At 73.3% G+C, this 16,638-nt stretch carries 18 protein-coding genes; 3 read left to right on the top strand and 15 right to left on the bottom strand.

Annotation, left to right across the window (positions count from 1 at the left end; translation table 11 throughout):
- Positions 1-12 precede the first annotated feature (12 nt).
- A complete protein-coding gene (locus tag CHB94_RS10925) occupies positions 13-498 on the bottom strand; it encodes an Lrp/AsnC family transcriptional regulator (RefSeq protein WP_089336601.1) in 486 nt (161 codons plus the stop codon).
- Entirely contained in the window at positions 473-1,588 is a 1,116-nt protein-coding gene (locus CHB94_RS10920) for a M24 family metallopeptidase (RefSeq protein WP_089336600.1), read from the bottom strand. Before CHB94_RS10920 ends, CHB94_RS10925 begins: the two co-directional genes overlap by 26 nt.
- 115 nt (positions 1,589-1,703) lie before the next feature.
- Here CHB94_RS10920 and CHB94_RS10915 point away from each other — a divergent pair, with 115 nt between their 5' ends.
- Positions 1,704-2,621, top strand: a complete 918-nt coding sequence (locus tag CHB94_RS10915) for a 5'-3' exonuclease (protein ID WP_089336599.1) — start codon at positions 1,704-1,706, stop codon at positions 2,619-2,621.
- A gap of 16 nt (positions 2,622-2,637) precedes the next feature.
- Here CHB94_RS10915 and CHB94_RS10910 read toward each other — a convergent pair whose 3' ends face one another.
- From CHB94_RS10910 to CHB94_RS10875, 8 genes are all read right to left on the bottom strand, one after another.
- Complete coding sequence (locus CHB94_RS10910) at positions 2,638-3,228, bottom strand: DUF4333 domain-containing protein (protein ID WP_141137460.1); 591 nt, start codon at positions 3,226-3,228, stop codon at positions 2,638-2,640.
- A gap of 98 nt (positions 3,229-3,326) precedes the next feature.
- Complete coding sequence (locus CHB94_RS10905; RefSeq protein ID WP_089336597.1) at positions 3,327-6,170, bottom strand: DEAD/DEAH box helicase; 2,844 nt, start codon at positions 6,168-6,170, stop codon at positions 3,327-3,329.
- A gap of 123 nt (positions 6,171-6,293) precedes the next feature.
- The gene (locus CHB94_RS10900) at positions 6,294-7,193 is read right to left on the bottom strand and encodes a diacylglycerol/lipid kinase family protein (protein ID WP_089336596.1); all 900 of its coding nucleotides are present in this window, start codon (positions 7,191-7,193) and stop codon (positions 6,294-6,296) included.
- Between the two features lie 11 nt (positions 7,194-7,204).
- On the bottom strand, positions 7,205-8,053 hold the full coding sequence (gene tatC, locus CHB94_RS10895; protein WP_141137459.1) for a twin-arginine translocase subunit TatC: 849 nt from the start codon (positions 8,051-8,053) through the stop codon (positions 7,205-7,207).
- Positions 8,054-8,138: 85 nt separating this feature from the next.
- Positions 8,139-8,456: a Sec-independent protein translocase subunit TatA gene (tatA, locus tag CHB94_RS10890; RefSeq protein ID WP_089336595.1), complete on the bottom strand. Its 318-nt coding sequence runs from the start codon at positions 8,454-8,456 to the stop codon at positions 8,139-8,141.
- A 107-nt stretch (positions 8,457-8,563) separates the two neighbouring features.
- Positions 8,564-8,770 carry a hypothetical protein gene (locus tag CHB94_RS10885; protein WP_089336594.1) on the bottom strand — a complete coding sequence of 69 codons (207 nt, stop codon included), beginning with the start codon at positions 8,768-8,770 and terminating at the stop codon, positions 8,564-8,566.
- A 9-nt stretch (positions 8,771-8,779) separates the two neighbouring features.
- On the bottom strand, positions 8,780-9,766 hold the full coding sequence (locus CHB94_RS10880) for a helix-turn-helix transcriptional regulator (RefSeq protein ID WP_217899263.1): 987 nt from the start codon (positions 9,764-9,766) through the stop codon (positions 8,780-8,782).
- Positions 9,763-10,740, bottom strand: a complete 978-nt coding sequence (locus CHB94_RS10875; RefSeq protein WP_089336593.1) for a helix-turn-helix transcriptional regulator — start codon at positions 10,738-10,740, stop codon at positions 9,763-9,765. The genes CHB94_RS10880 and CHB94_RS10875 overlap by 4 nt, the downstream gene beginning before the upstream one ends.
- Before the next feature lie 79 nt (positions 10,741-10,819).
- On the opposite strand from CHB94_RS10875, the gene CHB94_RS10870 reads away from it, so the two are divergent.
- Positions 10,820-11,962 (top strand): DUF3866 family protein, encoded by a 1,143-nt coding sequence (locus CHB94_RS10870; RefSeq protein ID WP_089336592.1) that lies wholly within the window; start codon positions 10,820-10,822, stop codon positions 11,960-11,962.
- The gene (locus tag CHB94_RS10865; protein WP_089336591.1) at positions 11,959-12,252 is read left to right on the top strand and encodes a putative quinol monooxygenase; all 294 of its coding nucleotides are present in this window, start codon (positions 11,959-11,961) and stop codon (positions 12,250-12,252) included. The genes CHB94_RS10870 and CHB94_RS10865 overlap by 4 nt, the downstream gene beginning before the upstream one ends.
- 209 nt (positions 12,253-12,461) lie before the next feature.
- Here the strand turns inward: CHB94_RS10865 and pafA are convergent, their stop codons facing one another.
- From pafA to CHB94_RS10840, 5 genes are all read right to left on the bottom strand, one after another.
- Positions 12,462-13,820: a Pup--protein ligase gene (pafA, locus tag CHB94_RS10860; RefSeq protein ID WP_089336590.1), complete on the bottom strand. Its 1,359-nt coding sequence runs from the start codon at positions 13,818-13,820 to the stop codon at positions 12,462-12,464.
- Positions 13,821-13,901: 81 nt separating this feature from the next.
- Positions 13,902-14,255: a hypothetical protein gene (locus CHB94_RS10855; protein ID WP_089336589.1), complete on the bottom strand. Its 354-nt coding sequence runs from the start codon at positions 14,253-14,255 to the stop codon at positions 13,902-13,904.
- A 6-nt stretch (positions 14,256-14,261) separates the two neighbouring features.
- Positions 14,262-15,119, bottom strand: coding sequence for a proteasome subunit alpha (gene prcA / locus CHB94_RS10850; protein ID WP_089336588.1), 858 nt, complete (start codon positions 15,117-15,119; stop codon positions 14,262-14,264).
- A 4-nt stretch (positions 15,120-15,123) separates the two neighbouring features.
- Positions 15,124-15,981, bottom strand: a complete 858-nt coding sequence (prcB, locus tag CHB94_RS10845; protein ID WP_176445505.1) for a proteasome subunit beta — start codon at positions 15,979-15,981, stop codon at positions 15,124-15,126.
- Entirely contained in the window at positions 15,978-16,517 is a 540-nt protein-coding gene (locus CHB94_RS10840) for an endonuclease VII domain-containing protein (RefSeq protein ID WP_254920567.1), read from the bottom strand. Before CHB94_RS10840 ends, prcB begins: the two co-directional genes overlap by 4 nt.
- Positions 16,518-16,638: the final 121 nt, after the last annotated feature.

Raw genomic sequence — 16,638 nt, 5'->3', positions numbered from 1 at the left:
CTCGTGGCGCGGTCAGATCGGCGGGCGGTTCTCGTAGAACGACGACAGCACGACCGTCGTCCGCGTGGTGACGTTCGCCGCCGCCCGGATGTCGTGCAGCAGGTGCTCGAGGGCGTCGGGCGAGGCGACCCGCACCTTGAGGATGTAGCTCTCCACGCCGGCGACGGAGTGGCACTCCTCGATGGCGGTCAGGTGGGCCAGCCGCGCCGGGGCGTCGTCGGGCTGGGCCACGTCGATGGGTGTGATGGAGACGAACGCCGTCAGCGGGAGGCCGAGGGCCTTGGCGTCCAGCGTCGCCCGGTACCCGGTGATCAGGCCCCGCTGCTCGAGCCGCCGCACCCGCTGGTGCACCGCGGAGACCGACAGGCCGACCTTCTCGGCCAGGTCGGTGTAGCTGGCCCGGCCGTCCCGTGCCAGGGCGGCCAGCAGGGCCCGATCGACGTCGGCGGCCGGCACGCCACCGGCGCCCGGCTCAGCCGGGGAGTTCGACGAGTTCACGGGGACCGTTGTTGAGCAGGCGGACGCCGTCCTCGGTGCAGACGACGATGTCCTCGATGCGGGCGCCGCGGCGCCCGGCCAGGTAGATACCCGGCTCGACCGAGAACGCCATGCCCGGCAGCAGCGGCAGGTCGTTCCCGGCGACGATGTAGGGCGCCTCGTGGGTGTCCAGCCCGATGCCGTGGCCGGTGCGGTGGATGAAGTGCTCCCCCCAGCCCGCGTCGGCGATGACCTGCCGGGCGGCGGCGTCGATCTCCTCGGCGGTCACGCCCGGGCGCACCGCCGCGGTGGAGGCCTGCTGCGCGGCCTGGAGGACGCCGTACCACTCGGCGACCTCGGCGTCCGGCGAGCCGCCGACGACGTAGGTACGGGTGCAGTCGGAGCGGTAACCCGTGGACGTCCCACCGCCGAGATCGACGACGACCAGGTCGCCGGCCTCGATCGTGCGGTCGGACAGCTCGTGGTGCGGGCTCGCGCCGTTCGGACCGGACCCCACGATGACGAAGTCGACGCTCACGTGGCCCTCCTCGAGGATCGCGGCCGCGATGTCGGCGCCGACCGCGGCCTCGGTGCGCCCGACCCGGAGCCACTCCCCCATGCGCGCATGCACGCGGTCGATCGCCGCACCGGCCAGGGCCAGCTCCTCGACCTCCGCCGCGGACTTCACCATGCGCAGCCGGTCGATGACGGGGCTGGCGAGTGCGAGCTCCGATCCCGGCAGAGCGCGCTGGACGCCCAGCGCATGCTCGGCCCAGCTGCGCGCGCCCACGGCGACGCGGCCCGGGGACCGGCTCAACCGGGCCGTGGCGGCACCGGCCAGCAGGGCGAACGGATCGTCGGTCTCGTCCCACGCCAGGACGTCGAGCCCGAGGCTCCCGGCCGGGCTGGCCTCGACCATCGGCGCCTCCAGCCGGGGAACCACGAGGAAGGCCTCGCCCCGCGCGGGAACCGCGAGGGCGGTCAGTCGCTCCAGCGGGTGGGCGTTGTAGCCCACGAGATACCGGAGGTCCGAGCCGGGCGTGAGCACCAGCAGGTCGGTCCCGGTCTCGACGGCGATGTCCCGGGCGGCATGCAGCCGATCGATCGTCACGAGGGGGCGGTTTCCGGCCGGTGCAGTCGCGATTCCCACCACCGCAGACTAGCCACGGGGACCGCCGTTCTCCGCAATCGTTTCCAGACCGCTACCGTCCGCCACCGTGACGACGATGCTCCTGGACGCGGCCAGCCTCTACTTCCGGGCCTTCTACGGCGTCCCGACCAGCGTGACGACGCCGGACGGCCGGCCGATCAACGCGGTGCGCGGGTTCGTCGACATGACCGCGCGGCTGCTGACCACGCACGGTCCCGACCGGCTGGTCGCCTGCTGGGACGACGACTGGCGGCCGGCCTTCCGGGTGGAGGCACTCCCCTCCTACAAGGCGCACCGGGTCGCCCCCGAGGGCGGCGAGGAGGTGCCTGACGAGCTGAGCCCCCAGGTCCCGGTGCTGATCGACGTCCTGGCCGCCGCGGGCATCGACCGCGTCGGCGCACCGGGCTACGAGGCGGACGACGTCATCGGCACCCTGGCCACCCGCGCCCGCGGCCCGGTCGACGTGGTCACCGGCGACCGCGACCTCTTCCAGCTCGTGGACGACGGGCGGGGCATCCGGGTCCTCTACACCGCTCGCGGGATCGCGCACATCGAGCTCGTCGACGAGGCCGCCGTCACCGCGAAGTACGGGATCCCGGGCGGCACGTACGCGGACTTCGCCGTGCTCCGGGGCGACCCGAGCGACGGGCTGCCGGGAGTGGCCGGGGTGGGCGCGAAGACGGCGGCGGCGCTGATCAACGAGTTCGGCGACCTGACCGGCATCCGGGCCGCCGTCGCGCGGACCGTCGTCCCGAGACCGCCGCTGACGGCCGCGGTGCTGAAGAAGCTGCACGCGGCGTCGGACTACCTGGACGCGGCGCCCGTGGTCGTGGCGGTGGCGCGCACGATCGACCTGCCACCGGTCGAGGGCACCCTCCCCCGCTCGCCGGCCGACCCCGAGGCCCTGACGACCCTGGCCGCGCGGCACGGGCTGGAGTCCTCGCTCAGGCGGCTGGGCGCCGCCCTCGGCTGGCCGGCCGACGCGGTCGGGTGACGCGGTCGGGTGACGGTCACGGCTCGGTCCACGTGTAGGCCGCCGAGTCCTCGTCGGTGATGGCGATCCGCAGGGTGACGTCCTCGCCGTCGGCGGTCGTCCCGCTGCACTCGTAGGTCGCGCCCGCCTCGACCTTCATCTCCTCGGCGCAGTCGAGGTCGATGGCCACGCCCTCGCGTTCCTCGAACTGGCCGGCGACGTCCCGCTCGACCGCCGTCCGGTCCAGCACCGTGGAGGAGAGGCTCAGCGCCAGGACGACGGCACCGGCGATGAGCAGGAGGAGCCCCGCCGTCACGCCCGCGATGAGCCCGACCCGGGATCTCCGCTGCGGCGCCGGCTGCCCGTAGGGCCCGGGACCGTACGGTGGCACCCCGTACTGCTGCGGAGGCCCGGCGGGAGGGCCGTAGGGCTGCCCGTACGGCTGGGCCGGGTACGGCTGAGGCCGGCGGCTGTAGGGCTGCTGGACCTGCCCCGGGTGGATGCGCTGGCCGACGGCGGGCGGTGGACGCTCGTACGACGGCACGGGCCGCGTCGGATGACGGTCGGGGTCGTAGGGATCGCCGCGGCCGTCCGCCGGCTGGTCCCTGCCCTGCGGCGGGTCGGTCATGGCCACTCCCCGGTCCGGCGTCCCCCGTGACGATCGATCGCCGGGGCCCCGCGAATTGTGTCCCACGCCATCCCCGGGTGGCCGGCGGCGAGCCGCGGTCAGCCGCCGGCCGCGACGGCGACCACTCCCCGGCGCACCCGGCCGACCGCCGCGCGCGCGATCGCCGCGACCGGTTCCTCGGCGACCTTGGCCAGCTGGTCGAGCAGGTCGATGAGCTGGCGCATCCACCGGACGAAGTCACCGCCGGAGAGCTCGGTGCCCGCCTGCTCGGCGCCGGCGAGGACGCGGTCGAGGCTCTGCCCGTCGGCCCACCGGTAGGCGGCCCAGGCGAACCCCAGGTCCAGATCGCGGGTGACCCGCACGTCGTGGTCGGACTCGACGTCGTGCAGCCGCGCCCGGATCCGCCGCATCTCCGCGATCGCGGCGGCGACCTTGCCCGCGGGCACGGCCGGTAGCGCGGGGTTGTCCCGCCGGGCCTCGAACACGACTGTCGACGCCGCCGCCGCGAGCTCGGCCGGCGTCAGCCCCCGCCAGGCGCCCGAGCGCAGGCACTCGGCCACCAGCAGGTCGGCCTCCGACCAGATCCGGGCGAGCCGGTGCCCGTCGGCGGTGACCACGGGGACGTCGTCGGCCGCGCCGAGCACCTCGGTGTCGGCGGGCACCAGCGGCGCGACCTCCGGGACGAGGTAGCCGAGCTCCTCGAGGACGTCGCAGGTGGCGTCGAACTGGCGGGTGAGCGACCCGGTCCGCTCGGCCATCTTCCGCTGCAGCCCGTCGGCTTCCCGAACGGCGCGCAGCCACTGCTCCGCGACCCGCACCCGCTCCTCGCGATCGGGCAGCTGGTGGACCGGATGGTTGCGGAGCGCCTGGCGCAGGTCGGCGAGCACCGGGTCGTCGGCCGCCCCCGACCGCTGCTTGATCCGCCGGGCCCCGAGGTCGTTCTCCACGCGTGCGTTCCGCAGGGTCGAGGCCAGGTCCCGCCGGGCGTGCGGGCTGCGGTGGTTGAAGTTCTTGGGCACCCGCACCCGGGCCACCGCCGTCACCGGCGTCGGGAAGTCGACCGAGCCCAGCCGGCCGGCCCACTTGTCCTCGGTCACTACCAGCGGGCGCGGGTCGGCCAGGTCGGTGATGCCGGCGTCGATGACGACGGCCAGCCCCTGCCGCCGTCCCGAGGGCACGCGGATGACGTCACCGGGCCGCAGCGCAGCGAGGGCGTCCGCGGTCTCCATGCGGCGCTTGGCCTGCGAGTCCCGGGAGAGCTCCTTCTCCCGGTCGGCGATCTCGCGGCGCAACTGGGCGTAGGCGCCCACGTCGCCCCGGTCGGAGTGCATCTCGGCGGCGAAACGCGCCGCGTCCTGCTCGTGCCGGGCGGCGGCGCGGGCCAGGCCCACCACCGACCGGTCGGCCTGGAACTGGGCGAAGGAGGAGGCGAGCAGCTCGCGGGCCCGCGCCCGGCCGAACGAGCTGACCAGGTTGACCGCCATGTTGTAGCTGGGCCGGAACGAGGACCTCAGCGGGTAGGTCCGGGTGCTGGCCAGTCCCGCGACCACCGAGGGGTCCATGCCAGGCGCCCAGATCACCACCGCGTGGCCCTCGACGTCGATCCCCCGCCGGCCGGCCCGACCGGTGAGCTGGGTGTACTCCCCCGGCGTGACGTCGACGTGCGCCTCGCCGTTCCACTTCACCAGCCGCTCGAGCACGACGCTGCGCGCGGGCATGTTGATGCCCAGGGCGAGGGTCTCGGTGGCGAAGACGGCCTTCACCAGGCCGCGGACGAAGAGCTCCTCGACGGTCTCCTTGAACGCCGGCACCAGACCCGCGTGATGGGCCGCGAGCCCGGCCAGCAGGGCCTCGCGCCACTCCCAGAAGCCGAGGACGTGGAGGTCCTCCTCTGGCAGGGATCCGGTCCGCCGGTCGATGATCTCGGCGATCTCGGCCCGCTCGGCCTCGTCGGTCAGCCGCAGCCCGCTCAGCAGGCACTGGTGGACGGCGGCGTCGCAGCCGTTGCGGCTGAAGACGAAGGTGATCGCGGGCAGCAGGCCGGCGGCGTCCAGGCGGCTGATGACGTCGGGGCGGGCCGGCGGCCGGTACCGCGGCTTGTGCCAGGACTCGCGGCGCGAGCCGCCGTTGCCGCCGTGCCAGCTGTCGATCCGCCGCTCGTGCTCGCGGACGTAGCGCACCAGCTCGGGGTCCACGACCGACGAGCCGCGCTCGCGCGTGGACAGCTCGCGCGGTCCCTCGCCCTGCTCCCCCGCGTGCGCCGACGGACGCAGGGCGAACAGGTCGAACACCCGGTTGCCGACGAGCATGTGCTGCCACAGCGGCACGGGCCGGACCTCGCTGACGACGACCTTCGTGTCGCCGCGGACGGTGACCAACCAGTCGCCGAACTCCTCGGCGTTGCTCACCGTCGCCGACAGGGAGACGAGGGTGACCCACTGCGGGAGGTGGATGATCACCTCCTCCCACACGGCGCCACGGAACCGGTCGGCGAGGTAGTGCACCTCGTCCATGACCACGTAGCCGAGACCGTCGATCGCCGGGGAGTCGGCATAGAGCATGTTGCGCAGGACCTCGGTGGTCATCACCACCACGGGCGCCCCGCCGTTGACCGCGTTGTCCCCGGTCAGCAGGCCGACCGTGTCCGGCCCGTAGCGCTCCACCAGGTCGGCGTACTTCTGGTTGGACAGCGCCTTGATCGGCGTCGTGTAGAACGCCTTGCGTCCCTCGGACAGGGCCTTGTGGACGGCGAACTCGCCGACCACGGTCTTGCCGGCGCCGGTCGGGGCGCAGACGAGCACACCCGAGCCCTCGTCCAGGGCCTCGCAGGCCTCCACCTGGAAGGGGTCGAGGGAGAAGCCGAGCTCGGCGGTGAAGTCCGACAGCGTGGGATGGGCGGTCCGCCGCCGGGCAGCCGCGTAGCGCTCAGCTGGGCTGGACATGTCTCCACAGTAGGGACCTTGCTGCCCCCCACCATAGAAGGACCCCGTCCTCCTCATCCCTCGCAGGCTCGGACGAGCCTCGGGACGAGGCCGGCGGCGGGTCCTGCCGGCAGGCCGACGGGCTCAGCGCCCGGCACCCACCACGGTCAGGGCACCCGCGATGCACTCGGCGACGGTGGGCAGCGGGGCGACCGGTTCCCCGTCGGCGTAGGCGGTGGCCCCCGGGCTGGACAGCTCCACCCGGGCCGCCCGGAACACCGAGACCGACGGGTGGTCGACGTGCGTTCCCGACGTCAGCAGCGGCTTGGTGCGGATGAGCTCCAGCCGCGTGGTGGCACCGACGACGGTGACGTCGAAGAGCCCGTCCCCGGGGTCGGCGCCCGGGCAGATCTTCATCCCCCCGCCGTACCAGGCCGTGTTCCCGACGGCGACCATCGTGATCGGCAGGGTCTGCGACTCGCCGTCCAGCACGAGCGTCAGCTCCCGCGGCCGGAGTCGGGCCAGTTCGGCCAGGACGGCGACGTCGTACCGGCGGCGCCCCCGTGGCCACCGCAGCCGATTGGCCCGGTCGGTGACGGCGGAGTCGAAGCCGCAGCACAGGACGGTGGCCCACCACCGGTCGCCGGTCCGCCCCGCGTCGACGGTCCGGGTGGTGCCTGCCATCAGGTCCTCGGCGGCCGCCCGGGCGGCGGCCAGCGGGTCGCGGGGTGCCCCCAGCGCCCGCACGAGGTCGTTGCCCGTGCCGGCCGGGATCATCGCCAGCGGTGTCGTCGTCCCGGCCACGGCCTGCAGGGCGGCGTGCACCGTTCCGTCCCCGCCGACGGCGACCACCGCACGGGTGCCGGCGGCGACCGCCTTGGCCGCCTGCCGCTCGGCCTCGGCACCACTGTCCGCGGGCAGCACCTCGGGGTCGAAGCCGACCTCACGGAAGGCGGCCAGCACCTCCACCGCCAGGACGGCGCCGCGCCCGCGTCCGGCCGCCGGGCTGACGAGGACGGAGACGTCCGCGCCGAAGGTGCTCATCAGTCCTCCGCTCAGCCGCGCGTGGACGCGGTCGAGGGATCGTAGTCGGCGCCCAGGGCGGAGGGCCGGGCGTCCAGCGGCGAGGCCTCGTCGTCGTCGAGGTCGTGGAAGTGCTCCAGCGCCTCCCGCTTGGCCCGGCGCTTGTCGACGACGCGCGCGATCTGGATGGCGCCCTCGAACAGCACGATCATCGGCCCGGCCATCGCCAGCATGGTGAACGGGTCCTGGGTCGGCGTGACGAACGCGGCGAAGACGATGGTCAGGAAGAAGATCCAGCGCCGGGACCTCTTCAGCGCGTTGTAGCTCAGGACGCCGACGAGGTTGAGGGCGACGGCGATCAGCGGCAGCTCCAGCGACAGCCCGAAGGCCACGAGCAGGCTGATCACGAAGCCCAGGTAGTCGGGGGCGGTGAGCTGGAACGCCACCTCGCCGCCGGCCAGCCCGAGCAGCAACTCCAGTCCCTTGCGGAGGGTCAGCCAGGCGAGGAACGCGCCGGCGGCGAAGAGCAGCGTGGAGGCGACGACGAACCCGACGGTGTAACGCTTCTCGTTGCGCTTGAGCCCGGGGGTGATGAACGCCCACAGCTGGTAGAGCCAGAACGGTGCGGAGAGCACCGCGCCGGCGATCAGACCGATCTTCAGCCGCAGCAGCACACCGCCGAACACGTCGAGGACCACCAGCCGGCAGGACTCGTCGCCCTGGAACCGGAAGTCGGGCGGCAGCGCGCAGTACGGCTCGGTGAGGAAGGTGAGCAGGCCCCGGTCGTACCAGAGGAAGCCCACGACGGTGCCCAGGGCGAGCGCCAGCAGCGCCTTGGCGATGCGGTTGCGCAGTTCGGTGAGGTGGGCGACGAGGGTCATCGTCGCCTGGGGGTCACGGGCTTGCCGCCGTCGCCGAAGCCTCGGGCGCCCGCCCTCGCTCACCGGTGCCTGCCTGGTGCGAAGGTCAGCGGGAGCCGTCGGCCGCGCGGGTCTGCTCGGCGCGGGCCCGCAGCTCGGCGGCACGCGCCTCGGCGGCGCGGGCCTCCTCGTGCAGCTGGGTGCTCGGGTCGTCACCGGCCGGGCCGGCGATCTCGCCGCGGACCGGCGCGGTCTGCGCCGCGTCCTTCGTGCGCACGTCGTCGTCCTTCATGCCCTTCATCTCGCCCTTGAAGATCCGCAGCGAGCGGCCGAGCGAGCGGGAGGCGTCCGGGAGCTTCTTGTAGCCGAAGAGCAGCAGGATGGCCAGGACGATCAGGCCAATCTCCAGCGGGCCGAGATTCACTGGTCCTCCAGGGGTGGGTGGCACCGGGGATGTTACGCCGAACGGGGTTCGCGACCCGGGCCCCGCGCGGACGTTCGCGCCGTGCTGGTCCGGTTGCCGCCTGTTGTTCAGCCGGAGTTCGCCCGGCCGCCCTGGACCTCGGCCGCCCGGGTGGCGGTGGCCTGCGCCTGCTCCAGGAGCGGCCGCACGTCCCGCTCGGCGGCCTCGAGCTCCCGGTTCAGCCGGCCGAAGGCACCCAGCACCCCGTAGCCGACCACGCCGAGGGCGACCAGCGCCAGGACGACCACGACCGCCAGCACGATCCAGAACAGCACGCGCCGACCCTAACCGGCGCTGTCCGTGGCGACGCCCCCGTACCGGGCGAGGGCGGCACGGGCGTCGGCGGCCACCTGGGTGGCCAGGTCGGCCGGCTCGTCGACCAGCGCATCCCCGCCGAGGGAGGCGACCAGCCGCCGGGCCCAGGAGAGATCCTGGGTCCGCACGGTCACGGCGAGCCCGCCGGGTGGGTCGTCGACGGCGGACACCGAGTCCACCGGGTAGTAGTCGGCGACCCACCGCGCGCTGCGGGACAGCCGCAGGCGGACGGCCGGCGAGCCGGGGTCGGGCTGGTAGACGCCGTTGTCGATGTCGCGCTCGTGGGCCTGCGGCGGTGGGGCGGCCGGCTCGTCGAGCGCGACGACGTCGTCCACCCGGTCGAGCCGGAACAGCCGCACGCCCTCGGCCCTCCGGCACCACGCCTCGAGGTACCACTTCCCGTCCACGAGGAGCAGGCGCATCGGATCGACGGTCCGCTCGGTCCGCTCGTCCCGGGTCGGCACGTAGTAGTGCAGGTGCAGTGCCCGCTTGCGCTCCAGGCCGTCCCGCACGACGGCCAGCGCCTCCTCGCGCGCGTCGACGCTGACGGCGACCGGGGTGACCCGGTCGCCGGCGTGCCCGGCCGCGGCCGAGACCTTCGCCAGGGCGCGGCTCACCGCCTCGCGCTCGGCCAGGCCCGGCAGCTCGAGGAGGGTCTTCAGCGCGACCACCAGGGCGACGGCCTCGTCGGTGGTCAGCCGCAGCGGCCGCACCATGCCCGCGGTGAAGGTGACCCGCACCCGCTCGCCCTCGAAGGACAGGTCGATCAGGTCACCGGGCCCGTAGCCGGGCAGCCCGCACATCCAGAGCAGCTCGAGATCGCTGCGGAGCTGCCGCTCGCTGACGCCGAAGTCGCGGGCGGCCTCGGCGACGAGCACCCCCTCGGGCCGGGCGGTCAGGTACGGGACGAGCGCCAGCAGGCGCGTCATCCGGTCGGTGGTGCCGGTGGTCGTCACGCCGGCTCCCCCATCGCCGCGAGCCGGGTGAGGCGGGCGATCACGGCGTCGCGCAGCTCGGCAGGTGCCTCCACGAGGACGTCGGAGCCGTAGGCCGCGAGCTGGTCGGCGAGCCGCCCGGGCTCGGTCGTGCGCAGCTGGAGTCGGTCGTCCCCGTCCTCGCCACCGCCCAGGGGGGTGGCGTGCCGACGCAGCCCGATGGCGGTCCCCGGCCGGGCACGGACGACGACCAGCTGCTCCTCCCCGCTGACCTGACCCGCGACCACCTCGGCCAAATCGAGACCGGCGGGCGGCTCGAAGGCACCGGCGGGACCGGTCGCCTTGGGGGTGCCGACGACCCGGGAGAGCCGGAACACTCGTTCGGCGCCGCGATCGAGGTCGAGGCCCACGAGGTACCAGCGGCCGTGCCAGGCCACGACCCCCCAGGGCTGCACGCGGCGGCGGGAGGGGGTGTCCTCGTCGGGGCGCTGGTAGCCGAACTCCAGCCGGCGACGGTCGCGGGCGGCGGCGTAGCAGGGCTCGAACGCCGGCTCCCCGGCGTCCAGACGTGGTTGGAGCGGGATGGCGCGGGAGCTGTCCACGTCGATGCCGGCCGCCTTGAGCTTCACCAGCGCGCTGTGTGCGGCACCGGCCAGCTGGGCCGACTCCCACAGCCGCAGAGCCAGGCCGACGGCCGCGGCCTCCTCACCGGTCAGCCGGATCTCGGGCAGCTCGTAGTCGGCCCGGGCGATCCGGTAGCCGTCCTCGGTGTCGAAAGCGCTGGTGCGGCCGGTCTCCAGCGGGACGCCCATCTCGCGGAGCTCGGCCTTGTCCCGCTCGAACATCCGCTTGAAGGCCTCGTCGGCACGCTCGGACCCGTCGTCGGCCTCGTAACCCGGCACGGTGGCACGGATCCGGGCGGCGGTGACGTACTGCCGCGTGCTGAGCAGGGCGATGACCAGGTTCACCAGTCGTTCTGCCCGCTTGGCCGCCATGGCGCCCAGGCTAGTCAGCCCGGGCCCTCGTTCCCGCCGCCGGTGCACCGCCGTCTGCGGCGCTGGCTAGCCTGCGGTCATGCCCTACTCCGCCGCTCCCCCCCCGCCCTCGCGGGTCCGCTGGCGACGCGGGCAGGTGACGGCCACCGGACGCAGGGGCCGGGACAGCCTGGAACTGACCGTCGAGGTGCCCGACGAGGGCCATCTGCGCGCGCTGGCCTACCCCTCACTCGTCGGCATCCCCCAGGTGGGGGACGACGTGCTGCTGAACACGACGGCGCTGGCCCAGGGCCTGGGCACCGGTGGCGTGGCCCTTGTGGTCGCCGTACCTGACCGGCTGCCCCCCGACCCCACCGGCCCGGGGCACCTGGTCAAGGCGCGCTACACGCCGCTGCAGGCGACCGTCAGCGGTGTGGACGAGCAGGACACCGAGCACCACGCGCTGTTGGCCGAGGCGGACGACCTCGGGGGCATGCCGGTGGTCGTCGCCGATCTGCACTCGGCGCTGCCCGCGATCCTGATCGGGATGCTGGCCACCGATCCGGACCTGAAGGTCGCCTACGTGATGACCGACGGCGGCGCGCTGCCGGCGGCCTTCTCCCGAACCCTGGACGCGCTGGCGCCCTCGCTGGCCGGGGTCATCACCGTCGGGCAGGCGTTCGGCGGGGACCTGGAGGCGGTCACGGTGCACACCGGCCTGCTGGCCGCGCGGCACGTCCTGGGCGCCGACCTGACGATCGTCAGCCAGGGACCCGGCAACCTGGGCACCGGAACGCCGTGGGGCTTCTCCGGGGTCGCCGCCGGCGAGGCGTGCAACGCGGTCACGATTCTGGGCGGTGAGCCGATCGGCGCCCTGCGGATCTCCGACGCCGATCCGCGGACCCGGCACCGCGGCGTCTCCCACCACTCCCTCACGGCGTTCGGGCGGGTGGCGCTGGGCGGGGTGACCCTGATCGCGCCGCGCGGCCTGTCCTCGGAGCTCGGTGGGCAGATCGACGAGGACCTCGCCGGGCAGCCCTCCCGCAACCCCGTCGTGTGGGTGGACACCGATGGCCTCGACGACGCCCTCGGGCTCTCCCCCGTGCCGCTGCGGACGATGGGCCGCGGCTACCCGGAGGAACGGGCCTACTTCCTGGCCGCCGCGGCCGCGGGGCGGTTCGCTGCCCTGCGGGTGCCCGTGGCGGAGACCAAGCCCGAGGCCGCGGGGGCGCAGGCGCCGTGATCATCGTCGCCGGCTCGCTGCGGGTCGCATCGGGCGACCGGGACGGTTACCTGGCCGCGGTCGCCGACGTCGCGGTTCAGGCCCGACGGGCGCCCGGGTGCCTCGACTTCGTGCAGGCTGCGGATCCGCTCGATCCCGAGCGGATCAACATCTTCGAGCGCTGGGAGTCCGACGAGGACCTCCAGCGCTTCCGCACGTCCGGCGACCCGGACGCGCCTCCCCCGGACGTTCCCGACGTGCTGTCGGCCGAGGTGCGGAAGTACCGGATCGCGTCGGTCGAGGCGCCGTGACATCGGTCGGCCTGCGGCCGACACCGCGGACCCCGTTTCCGGTGGGCCTCCGGCCGACACCGCTATGACATTTGTCGGCCTCCGGCCGACCTCGCTATGACACTTGTCGGCCTCCGGCCGACACCGCGACCAGCTGCCGTCCCCCAGCTGCGTTGAGCCCATCCATGAGTCGTCCCTCGCGGACCCCTCCGGGGCCCACTCGGGACGACTCACATGCTCGCGATGAGCTTGTCGACGCGCTCGTCGACGGCCTTGAAGGGGTCCTTGCAGAGGACGGTGCGCTGGGCCTGGTCGTTGAGCTTGAGGTGCACCCAGTCGACGGTGAAGTCGCGGCGCTTCTCCTGGGCCTTGCGGATGAACTCCCCGCGCAGCCGGGCCCGGGTCGTCTGCGGCGGGACGTTCTTGGCCTCGAAGATGCGCGGCTCGTGGGCCACCCGGTCGACCTGGCCGGCCCGCTCCAGCAGGTAGTACAGGCCGCGGCGGCGGCTGATGTCGTGGTAGGCGAGGTCCATCTGGGCGATGCGCGGGTGCGACAGCGGCAGATCGCGCTTGGCGCGGTAGCGCTCGAGCAGGCTGAACTTGGTCGCCCAGTCGATCTCCCGGTCGATGAGGGACAGGTCCTCGGTGTCGACGGCCTTGAGGACCCGGCCCCACAGCTCCAGCATCTGCCGGTGCTCGGCGCTGCAGCCCTCCCGGTCGGCGAAGTCGGCGGCCCGTGAGTGGTACTCGGACTGGATCTCCAGCGCCGACATCTCCTTGCCGCTGGCCAGGCGGACCTTGCGCCGGCCGGTCATGTCGTGGCTGATCTCGCGGATGGCGCGGATCGGGTTCTCCAGCGACATGTCCTTGATCGGGGTGCCGGCCTCGACCATGCGGAGCACCAGGTCGGTCATGGTGACCTTGAGCAGCGTCGTCGTCTCGTTCATGTTCGAGTCACCGACGATGACATGCAGCCGCCGGTAGCGCTCGGCGTCGGCGTGCGGCTCGTCACGGGTGTTGATGATCGGCCTGGACCGGGTCGTGGCGCTGGAGACGCCCTCCCAGATGTGCTCGGCGCGCTGGCTGACGCAGTAGATGGCACCGCGGGGGGTCTGCAGGACCTTGCCGGCGCCGACGACGATCTGCCGGCTGACCAGGAACGGGATCAGGACGTCGGCCAGGCGGCTGAACTCCCCGTGCCGGCCGACCAGGTAGTTCTCGTGGCAGCCGTAGCTGTTGCCCGCGGAGTCGGTGTTGTTCTTGAACAGGTAGATGTCTCCGGTGACGCCCTCCTCGGCCAGCCGCTGCTCGGCGTCGACCAGCAGGCCCTCGAGGATCCGCTCACCGGCCTTGTCGTGGACGACCAGCTCGCTGAGGTCGTCGCACTCGGCGGTGGCGTACTCGGGGTGGCTGCCCACGTCCAGGTACAGCCGGGAGCCGTTGCGCAGGAAGACGTTGGAGCTGCGCCCCCAGGAGACCACCCGCCGGAACAGGTAGCGGGCGACCTCGTCCGGGGACAGCCGACGCTGCCCCTTGAAGGTGCACGTGACGCCGTACTCGGTCTCGATGCCGAAGATCCGTCGGTCCACGATCTGAGCCTAGGCGCCGAGAGGGACAGAGGCGCTGTCCCGGCGCACCGGGCGGGTTCGATCGGAGGCCCGTCCGTGTCGTCAGCCCCGGCGGGTGGCGTCGAGGTGCTGGAGCAGGTCGTCGGCGACCTGCTCGATCTCCGCGTGGAGAAGGACCCTCTGCCCCCCACCGCTCGCAGGCTCGCGGCGGGACCCTGCAGCGGGCCAGTCGCCGTACGGGAAGGCGTAGCGCTTCTTGGTCTCCTCGTTCGCCTCCGCATCGACCGCCAGGTGCCAGGCGCCGTAGCCGTCGTATCCGTGCTTCTCGATCTCGGCGTTCTCGTCGTCGGCCGACGGTGCGGCATCGGCCCACTCCGTGTCGACGTCGACCTTCCCGGCGTCGATCAGCTCCCGGGCCCGGGCCACGCCGTCCTCGTTGATGCGGTAGGTCGGCACGCCCGATCAGTCCTGCGGATCGGTCCCGACGCCCCCGGCGGTGTCCGGGTTGGCGGGGTCACCGAGTCCGGGAGGGGTTCCGGGCTCGGGCACGCTCGGCGCGTGAGCGGTGGTCGCAGGTGCCTCCTCGCGGGCGTCAGGTGCGGGCACCTCGTCGCCGAGCAGGGTGCGCAGCGCGGCGCCGACGACCCGGCGGAAGGCCCGCTTCGGGCGGCGCCGATCGAGGACGGCGACCTCCAGCTGCGCGGCGGTGAGGCGGGTGGGCCCACCGTTGCCGCCGCCGGCGGTGACCGGGCTGACGGCCGAGAGCGCCCGGACACCGACCTCGAGGGCGTCGGACAGGCCCATGCCCGGATGGAAGTGCTCGCGCAGGTGACCGGTGACGGCCTCGGCCTGGCCCCCCATCACCACGAAGTCCGGTTCGTCGACGATGGAGCCGTCGAAGGTGAGGCGGTAGAGCTGGTCGTTCTCGGGGCGGTCCCCCACGTCGGCCACGCAGAGCTCGACCTCGAAGGGCTTGGTCTGCTGCGTGAAGATCTCGCCCAGGGTCTGGGCGTAGGCGTTGGCGATGACCCGGCCGGTGACGTCGCGGCGGTTGTAGGAGTACCCGCGGACGTCGGCGAGGCGCACCCCGGCCACGCGCAGGCTCTCGAACTCGCTGTACCGGCCCACAGCCGCGAAGGCGATGCGGTCGTACAGCTCACCGACCTTGTGCAGAGTGGAGCTCGGGTTCTCCGCGATGAACAGCACGCCGTCGGCATAGGTGAGGACGGCGACGCTGCGGCCGCGGGAGATGCCCTTGCGGGCGTACTCCGAGCGGTCCCGCATCAGCTGCTCGGGCGAGGCGTAGTACGGCATGGTCATGGGGTCAGGCCTCCCGGTCCATGTTCTGGCGGTCGGCCTCGGCCCGCTCGCTCACGATGGTGTCGGCGACGGCGGCCACCTCGGCGTCGGTGAGGCGTACCGCTCCCTCCGCATCGACGCGGTAGACGATCGGGTACAGCCGGCGCACCGGATCCGGACCGCCCGTGGCGGAGTCGTCGTCGGCGGCGTCGTAGAGCGCTTCGACCAGGGTCCGCGTGGCGTCGTCGGCCGGCAGGCCGGTGCGCCAGGTCTTCTTCAACGAGTTCTTGGCGAACAACGAGCCGGAGCCGACGGCGGCGTAGCCGCGCTCCTCGTAGTTCCCGCCGGTGACGTCGTAGCTGAAGATGCGTCCGGGGATGGTCCCGGGGGCGGCATCCAGGTCGAAGCCGGCGAAGAGCGGGACGACGGCAAGGCCCTGCAGCGCCGCGCCGAGATTGCCGCGGATCATCGCGGCGAGCCGGTTGGCCTTGCCGTCGAGGGACATGGTCAGCCCCTCGATCTTCTCGTAGTGCTCCAGCTCGACCTGGTACAGCCGGACCATCTCGATGGCGATGCCCGCGGCGCCGGCGATGCCGATGACGCTGTAGGAGTCGGCCGGGTAGACCTTCTCGATGTCGCGGGAGGAGATCAGGTTGCCCATGGTGGCGCGCCGGTCGCCGCCCATGAGGACGCCGCCCTCGTAGGTGACCGCCACGATCGTCGTGCCGTGCGGGGCGATGTCGCCCACCGGCAGCGTCGGGACCGGACGGCGGCCGGGCAGGAGGTCAGGCGCGGTCGTCGCGAGGAAGTCGGTGAACGAGGAGCCCACCCGGTCCAGATAGGCGGGCGGGAACCCGCTCCGGCCGATCGACTGCTCGCTCACCCATCCGCCTCTCCCGCCTGCGTCCGCCGGCGTGACCCGCTGTTCCGCCCGGTGCTCCGCGTGGTGGTGCTGCGGGTTCCCGGGCGTCGTTGCGACCCTACCGGCGGCTCGCCTGGCCGGCTGGCCCCGTCCGGCGGGCTGGCCGTCGCGTCGAGCTCGGCCTGCATCTGCTGACGGATGGTGTGGAACTGGACGTAGTACGCGGCGGCGTGCAGCAGCTGCGGGTCGTCCCTGAACTGCCCGAGGCCCCCGTTGCAGTTGAAGCACAGCAACGCCCGCACGGCGCCGGTGGCGTGGTCATGGTCGACGTGGACCGCCGGCGCTGTCTTGCATATCGCACAGAAGCCGGCCTGCGCATCGAGCATCGCGTCCGCCTCCTCGCCGCTTATCCCGTACCGGCGCGTCAAGTGGTACGTGCGACTGCCGCCACGCTTTTCAATGCTTCGTTTGCCGCGGGCGTTGTGGCACGGCAAACAGTACGAGGCGAGTCCCGACGCAGACGCACGACTGCGGGCGAATTCAGCCTCTGGCTTCACGTGCCCGCAATCGGGACACCACTTGGTACCGGGTGGGACGGACAGCTCGCGCGGTCGGCTGCGGTAGCGAACCGGCTCTGCGCGACGCGCCTCCCTGCTTCGCGCCGCCCGTACGGCCAGG

Source organism: Blastococcus mobilis, assembly GCF_900188025.1.
Lineage (GTDB): Bacteria > Actinomycetota > Actinomycetes > Mycobacteriales > Geodermatophilaceae > Blastococcus_B > Blastococcus_B mobilis.
The sequence above is the reverse complement of the archived record's forward strand: the minus strand, read 5'-3'. Positions and strand labels throughout refer to the sequence as shown.